This is a genomic window from Nevskia soli (genome assembly GCF_903970205.1).
GTDB lineage: Bacteria > Acidobacteriota > Terriglobia > Bryobacterales > Bryobacteraceae > Bog-113.
The window spans coordinates 1-6,930 of the sequence record NZ_CAJCHS010000231.1 but is presented as its reverse complement, the minus strand read 5'-3'; the positions used below and the strand labels follow the sequence as shown (position 1 = coordinate 6,930).

The following is a 6,930-nucleotide window of genomic DNA, read 5'->3' as shown; positions in this document are numbered from 1 at the left end:
GAATGGTTCTCTACCAGCTCTGTGCGCGGCGGTAACTCGGTCATCATCTTTCATCCGGATAACTCTCTGTTCTTCCGCTACGCGCATCTGCAAAGCATTGCTACGCGGCCCGGAGAATTTGTGGAAGCGGGAGATGTCATTGGGCGCGTGGGCCATACCGGCTTCAACGCGGACCGGAAGGGCCATGGCAATCATCTGCACTTCGAAATCAATGAATACGATGACCGCACAGGGTTAGTCACCGCTATCTCTCACGACGAACTTGAATCGTTACTGAATGCCGCTGCTGTTACGGCTGCCTGTCTGAACCCTCTAACTCCTACTAAGTCAGGCTAGATTTCGAGTAAGTGCCTCGCGCACTAATCCTTCCCGTATTCCTCGTCGGTAACCTGTTCCATCCAATCGACAACCTTGCCGTTAAGCTTCTCCTGGATGGCGATGTGCGTCATGGCCGTGGCCGGTGTAGCTCCGTGCCAATGCTTCTCCCCAGGGGGAAACCAGACCACATCGCCGGACCGGATCTCTTCGATGGGTCCGCCATCGCGCTGCGCCCAGCCGCAACCCGCGGTCACGATTAGAGTCTGCCCCAGCGGATGCGTATGCCACGCAGTCCGGGCGCCGGGTTCGAAAGTCACGCTAGCGCCTTGCACGAACGCCGGATCCGGCGACTGGAACAGCGGATCGATGCGCACTGCACCGGTGAACCAATCCGATGGTCCTTTTCCGGAAGGCTGTGAACCAACTCGTTTGATGTCCATATCAGTAATCCTCTTCTGATTTGAAGGTTGTTCGGAAAGGTTCATGGACGCAGCAGCGTTTTGATGGCGCGGCGCTCGTCCATAGCGCGGTAACCCTCCGCTACCTGGTCCAGCGGCAAAGTCAGATCGAATACCTTGCCGGGGTTGATCTCTCCATTCAGAACTAATTCGATTAGTCGCGGCAGGAAGCGGCGAACCGGGGCGGGTCCGCCATGCAGGTGCACTTGCGCGAAGAAGAGATCTTTGCCATCGAGTTCGACCCCGTGCGGGACGCCGACGTAACTGACGAACCCGCCAGGGCGGGTCGAGCGGATCGCCTGCATCATCGACTCCTGCGTTCCGACACACTCGAGGACCGCATCAGCGCCGATTCCATCGGTCAGGTCCGCGATCCGCGCCACACCATCGTCACCTCGCTCTGTGACGATATGGGTCGCGCCAAATTCGCGGGCCAACTGCTGTCGTGACTCGTGACGGCTCATCGCGATGATTCGTTCCGCACCCATCTCTCTTGCGGAGAGCACCGCTAGAAGCCCGACCGCCCCGTCACCTACGACCACGACTGTTACACCCGGCTTCACATGGGCCGCATCGGCCGCGAACCATCCCGTTCCCAACACGTCCGAGGTAGCCAGCAGGCTGGGGACCCGGTCTTCTGATGGAACATCCCGCGTAGCTACCAGGGTGCCGTCCGCCAATGGAACGCGCAACATGCCGGCTTGCGCTCCGCCCACGAACTCGCGATGCTGGCACGAGGATTGATAACCATCCCGGCAGATAGGACAGGTGTTATCGGAGGCGAAGAAAGAGCCGATGACGAACTGACCGGGTCGAATCGTCTTTACTTCGCTGCCGATTTCCTCGACAATCCCGCAGTATTCGTGACCGATCGGCGTGGGCTGAGTGATCGGATTGATGCCGCGATAATCCCAAAGGTCAGACCCGCACACGCAGGTGGCGGACATCCGGATAACGGCATCCGTCGGCTTGCTAATGACCGGGTCGGGGCGCTCCTCGGAACGAATGTCGCGCGGCCCGTAGATTAGAGTTGCTCGCATCGTTTTCGCACTTAGCGCACCGTATACCCGCCGTCAACAACGAGGGCATGGCCGACCGCCAGGCTGGCGGCGGGACTACACAGCCAAAGTACAGCATCGGCAATTTCCTCGGCGCGGCCCAGTCGACCGATAGGTACTTCTTTCAACATCGCATCCAGGGCTTCACAGTCCGCGAGCGCCACGGATGCGCCTGACTCGGCGAATGTCTTGGCTGCAGCAAGTCCCGGGCTTGACGCCGCGCCGGTGACCGGTGCAACTTTGTTTTCGACAGATATGTTCATAGAGAGTTCCTCTTTAGTCCGTCACGCGGGAGTCCGTCACGCGGGCGTGATCGTAACGGTCGCAGAACGAGCGCGCGCACTAACCATCGGCTTGAGATATGGGCTGCCGCGATACTTCGTCCGATAGGCATCGTCGATCCGGTCATTCATCGGTCCATCAACCGGCTCGAACCTGACTTCCTTAGTCATGCCCGCTGCGGTGATCCTTCCAGCCTTCTGACGCAGCGCAGCCTGATACCAGCGAGAGCCTTGTCCGTTGTAGGCACGAGCGTAAAGCCCATCTCCAACAACAACCGACCAGATCCACGTCGGCGTCCCGTACGTCACACCGTCCTCGCGAAACGGCGCTATGTGTAAGTCATCGGTTTCAGCAATCCGGGTTAGTTCGTCTTTCGTCCATGCGGCGGCGCTCATTTGATTAGTAGTGCTCCCAAGTAACCGACCAGTGTTCGTCCGGTCGAGCCGGCTTGATGATCAAGTGCCCGTCCACGCTGAACCGGTACACGCGCGGCAGGTCCTTACCGACAAGTAGGTCGCGCGTAATCGACCCCCGCACGTGATGAGTCAGCGTGTGAGTCGCTTCGTCTACGTCGTAACTGCCGAAGGAAGCCTCATAGCCATCTCTGACGTACTCATTGGATTGAGCACCTGCCGTCTTCGGATACATCAGCTGTACCGACATGTGGCCGTCACGCGTGTAGATCAGCATGCCTGAGGGTTGAGCGCCGGGCGCGGGCGCTATAGATGCCAGGCGCCACGCACCGACCAATCTCTCCCGATCGGAGCCCGCGGACCGAGTCTGCGAAAGTGCGGCTATCGCGACGACGGCAAGCATTCCGAAGCGAATTGCCCTCATAGGTTACCGGTTCACCAGGCTCTGATGAAACTCGGGGTAACGCGCCCCTTCGAGCTTGATGCCTGACGAGGCGCTTTCGATAGCCTCGATATCTTCCGGCGTCAACTCAACGTTTATCGCTCCCAGATTTTCATCCAAACGGTCCAGCTTCGTTGTGCCCGGAATCGGAACAATCCATGGCTTCTTCGCAAGCAGCCACGCAAGCGCAATCTGAGCGGGTGTCGCTTTCTTCTGTTCTCCGAACTTAGTAAGCAGGTCCACCAAGGCCAGATTCGTTTTCCGATTCTCCTCAGTAAACCGCGGAATAATATTGCGGAAATCCGTGCTATCGAACTTCGTCTCGGCGTTGATCTTGCCCGTAAGGAACCCTTTACCGAGCGGACTGAAGGGGACAAATCCGATGCCGAGTTCCTCAAGCGTCGGTATGATCTCCTGTTCCGGCTGCCTGAAGAACAGTGAGTACTCACTCTGCAATGCGGTCACGGGTTGAACGGCATGCGCGCGGCGGATCGTCTTGGCCGCGGCTTCCGAAAGGCCGAAGTGCTTTACCTTGCCTTCCTGGATCAAATCCTTCACCGCTCCGGCGACATCTTCGATAGGCACGTTCAGATCGACGCGGTGTTGATAGAACAAGTCGAGCGCATCCACTCGTAGCCGGCGCAGCGACGCCTCAGCGACTTCCTTGATGTGCTCCGGCCGGCTGTTTAAAGCGTTCCATTTGCCCCCGTCGTTCGGGTTCGCCTCCCACCCGAACTTTGTGGCGATTATCACTTCTCCGCGAAACGGCGCGAGGCCCTCACCCACCAGTTCTTCATTCACTAGCGGCCCGTACACTTCCGCGGTATCGAAGAACGTGACCCCTCGCTCCACAGCAGCGTGGAGCAGCTGGATCATCTCCGGTTTGTCTTTCGGCGGTCCATAGGACCAACTCATTCCCATGCAGCCGAACCCGATCGCCGAAACCTCGAGTCCGCTGTTTCCCAGTTTGCGCTTTTGCATTGTTTCTCCTTTCGGATTTTCTCTCCATCTCCAGCCTAAGAAATTCCGGAACCGGAGGGTATCCTAATCCTGCGGAGTTATTGCCTATTTCTCGCGAAGTTCGGTCTCGCCGTAATCCGTTTCACGTTCGGCGGCTATTCTGTAGATAGGAGGGCAGGGATGATTACCGCCGTAAATAAGCCGTTTTTAGCGGGCAATCGAGCGAACGACTTGCGAACAGGCCTCGCTCTCAAGGTTGCTTCATTCGTTGGCGCGGCGGAGAGCCGGATAACCGACATCGCCGGTCTCACTCTCCACCGATACACCGCGCCCACGACTCCGGCTTCCGTTACTTATGAGCCGAGCGTTGCGTTGGTCGTCCAGGGCCGCAAACGGGTGGAACTCGCGGGAAGGACTTTCTTCTATGACGCATCGCGGTTCCTGCTGACCTCAATTGACCTGCCGGTGCTGAGTCACGTAGTAGAAGCAAGTCACGATAAGCCGTATCTATGTGTGCGGCTGAAGCTTGAAATGGCGATGGTGCGCGAGACACTCAGCCGCGAAGAATTTGAGAGTACCCTCCCGCCCTCCGAAGCTCCTGCGATGACGACTGCTGAGACCACTCCCGAGTTTCTCGACGCGTTCTGCCGTCTAATGGATCTGCTAAACACACCGCGAGACATTCCGTTTCTTAGCCCTCTCATTCAGCGCGAGATCATCTACCGGATACTTAGGAGCGCGGAAGGGCAAAGGCTGCGCGCGATCGCTACGGTTGGAGACCAGAGCCACCGGACGGCGAAAGCCATCGCGTGGATCCGCGAGAATTACGCCAAGCCGCTGCGGGTGGAGGGCCTTGCGCAGCTAGCAGGAATGAGCACGTCCACCCTCCACCACCACTTCCGGACGCTGACCTCCATGAGCCCTCTTCAGTACCAGAAACAACTGCGGTTGCATGCCGCGCGGCAGCGCATGCTCATGGACGGTTTGGACGCCGCGAGCGCGGCTTTCTCGGTCGGATACGAAAGCGCCAGCCAATTCAACCGTGAGTACAGCCGCTTCTTCGGCCAACCGCCGATACGGGATGTTCGCGGTCTTCGGTTACAGAGTTCGGCATGACCGTAAAGCCCCACTCCGAGCCCGACCGAAAGGGAGGGTATCCAGGTGGAACGGTGTATGTTGGTCAGGCGGCGAAGCGTTCTAAAATCCGATATGAACGAACTAACCAGCCGGCTTGAGAACGGCCGGATGCTGTTGATTGCGGGATTGCGCGAGCACTACACGATGGAAACCGCGGGCCGGATTCCCGCGCTTTGGGAGCGCCTGGTTCCTTACCTCGGGAACATTCCGGGTCAACTCTTGGGAGTAACTTATGGCGTGGTGTCGCATCCGAGGAATGGCGCCGGCGGTTTTGATTACGTGGCCGGCGTGGAGGTGTCGGAAGTAGGTGACTTGCCTGCCGGGTTCGTCACCGAGACGATTCCTGCACAAGCGTATCTTGTCTATCCGCACCGGCAGCATGTGTCGAAGCTAAGGGAGACCATGGATGCCATCCGGCGCGAGTGGATTGCCGTTCCCGGGCATCAACCCGAATACGGTCTAGACGTTATCGAGCGTTACGAGTGGGAAGGCTTCATGACCGGATTCGGTGACATCGAGGTTTGGGTACCGGTCAGTGGAAGAATATCTACTTAGAAAATCGATCGAGCAGCGCTTCCAAGCCCTTTTCGAAGCGATTGTTCTTTGCCTCAACGCGTCCGTCGCCGAATAACTCTGCCGTACGAGGAAAGGCGCCGCTTGCCAGTTGGGCGGTAACGAAATCCACGTCGACGGCTGCATCACGCGCCGATTGGCGGAGCGCGTGACCAAACACAAAGTCATCCACGGTCACGAGTAGAGTGAGCTTCTGTTTCGCCGTCAAAGACGTTTCGGCCAGAGCCTCCAGGCATTGCTCCATGTGGCGCATCGCGTTGATACCCGGAGGCGCCGACAGCATGGACACCAGCGCCCAGGGGTGCCGGATGAATATGGCGTGTGTTCGCTTGGCGATCTGGAGTATTGCGCGTTTCCACCCTTTCGGGAGCAACGGCAGGATCGCTTCGCTCATGAGCGCGTCATCCACGACGGCCAGCAGATCCTGCTTCGTCTTCACGTAGTAGTAAAGACTCATCGTCCCGACTTTGAGCTCTTCAGCGATCCGGCGCATGGAGACAGCATCGAATCCCTCCTTATCCGCGATGGCGATGGCGGCGGCGGCTATTGCCTCGCGATCGAGGCGCGACTTTCGCTTTGACATTCGTACACCGTACCACGTAGAATTGTTCGTACAATGTACGAAATCACAATCTTAATTGCCGGGGCTGGTCCGACCGGCCTAACGCTGGCAGTCGATCTCGCGCGCCGCGGCATCCCGCTGCGAATTGTCGATGCGGCATCCGCGCCGTTTGTAGGGTCGCGCGGCAAAGGAATCCAGCCGCGCACAATGGAGATTTTCGACAATCTGGGCGTAATCGAACCGATCCTGGCGGCGGGCTCGCGGTACCCGAGGTTCCGCCTCCACGCCGGTCCCCTCTCGATCCGGATGGGCTCGCTCAGTTCATCGAAGCCGCCGACCGATAGCGTCCCGTATCCGAATCTTTGGATGGCGCCGCAAGCGCGCACGGAAGGGATCCTGCGCGACCGTCTCCACGCGCTCGGCGGCGAGGTCGAGTTCGGCAAAGCGCTCGTGAGCTTCGAACAGCACGCGCACGCGGTAGACGCGACACTCTCGAACGGCGAACGTGTGCGGGCCAGTTACCTGGTGGGTTGCGACGGCGGCCGCAGCGCGGTACGCAAGGCGCTCGGGTTGCGGCTCGAAGGCGAGGCTTTGGACGACAGCACCACAACCGTGGCCGATGTGGAAGGGAAGGGGCTCGATCGCCGCGACTGGCATCTCTGGCCGCTCGCCAAAGGCGGACCGATCGCGCTTTGCCCGCTGCCGCATACGAACCTCTTTCAGTTCA

At 59.0% G+C, this 6,930-nt stretch carries 10 protein-coding genes and 1 pseudogene; 4 read left to right on the top strand and 7 right to left on the bottom strand.

Going from position 1 to position 6,930, the window contains the following annotated elements; genetic code table 11:
• A partial coding sequence (locus H1Y01_RS10500) for a M23 family metallopeptidase (RefSeq protein ID WP_180540472.1) occupies positions 1–336 on the top strand: 336 nt, incomplete at its 5' end.
• Between the two features lie 23 nt (positions 337–359).
• Here the strand turns inward: H1Y01_RS10500 and H1Y01_RS10495 are convergent.
• The 6 genes and pseudogenes from H1Y01_RS10495 to H1Y01_RS10470 form a co-directional block, all read right to left on the bottom strand.
• Positions 360–758 carry a (R)-mandelonitrile lyase gene (locus H1Y01_RS10495; protein WP_180540471.1) on the bottom strand — a complete coding sequence of 133 codons (399 nt, stop codon included), beginning with the start codon at positions 756–758 and terminating at the stop codon, positions 360–362.
• A 41-nt stretch (positions 759–799) separates the two neighbouring features.
• Positions 800–1,816, bottom strand: a complete 1,017-nt coding sequence (locus H1Y01_RS10490) for a zinc-dependent alcohol dehydrogenase family protein (protein WP_180540470.1) — start codon at positions 1,814–1,816, stop codon at positions 800–802.
• Positions 1,817–1,827: 11 nt separating this feature from the next.
• Positions 1,828–1,965 (bottom strand): annotated as a pseudogene (locus H1Y01_RS20030) (SDR family oxidoreductase); the annotation flags it as partial.
• A 168-nt stretch (positions 1,966–2,133) separates the two neighbouring features.
• Positions 2,134–2,511 (bottom strand): DUF2255 family protein, encoded by a 378-nt coding sequence (locus H1Y01_RS10480; protein ID WP_180540469.1) that lies wholly within the window; start codon positions 2,509–2,511, stop codon positions 2,134–2,136.
• A gap of 4 nt (positions 2,512–2,515) precedes the next feature.
• Positions 2,516–2,953, bottom strand: coding sequence for a lipocalin-like domain-containing protein (locus tag H1Y01_RS10475; RefSeq protein ID WP_180540468.1), 438 nt, complete (start codon positions 2,951–2,953; stop codon positions 2,516–2,518).
• A 3-nt stretch (positions 2,954–2,956) separates the two neighbouring features.
• Positions 2,957–3,952, bottom strand: a complete 996-nt coding sequence (locus H1Y01_RS10470; RefSeq protein ID WP_180540467.1) for an aldo/keto reductase — start codon at positions 3,950–3,952, stop codon at positions 2,957–2,959.
• A 159-nt stretch (positions 3,953–4,111) separates the two neighbouring features.
• On the opposite strand from H1Y01_RS10470, the gene H1Y01_RS10465 reads away from it, so the two are divergent.
• Together H1Y01_RS10465 and H1Y01_RS10460 are read left to right on the top strand one after the other, a co-directional pair.
• A complete protein-coding gene (locus H1Y01_RS10465; protein WP_180540466.1) occupies positions 4,112–5,047 on the top strand; it encodes an AraC family transcriptional regulator in 936 nt (311 codons plus the stop codon).
• Positions 5,048–5,140: 93 nt separating this feature from the next.
• Complete coding sequence (locus H1Y01_RS10460; protein ID WP_180540465.1) at positions 5,141–5,623, top strand: GyrI-like domain-containing protein; 483 nt, start codon at positions 5,141–5,143, stop codon at positions 5,621–5,623.
• Here the strand turns inward: H1Y01_RS10460 and H1Y01_RS10455 are convergent.
• On the bottom strand, positions 5,616–6,224 hold the full coding sequence (locus H1Y01_RS10455) for a TetR/AcrR family transcriptional regulator (protein ID WP_180540464.1): 609 nt from the start codon (positions 6,222–6,224) through the stop codon (positions 5,616–5,618). The genes H1Y01_RS10460 and H1Y01_RS10455 overlap by 8 nt on opposite strands.
• Before the next feature lie 33 nt (positions 6,225–6,257).
• On the opposite strand from H1Y01_RS10455, the gene H1Y01_RS10450 reads away from it, so the two are divergent.
• A partial coding sequence (locus tag H1Y01_RS10450) for an FAD-dependent monooxygenase (RefSeq protein ID WP_180540463.1) occupies positions 6,258–6,930 on the top strand: 673 nt, incomplete at its 3' end.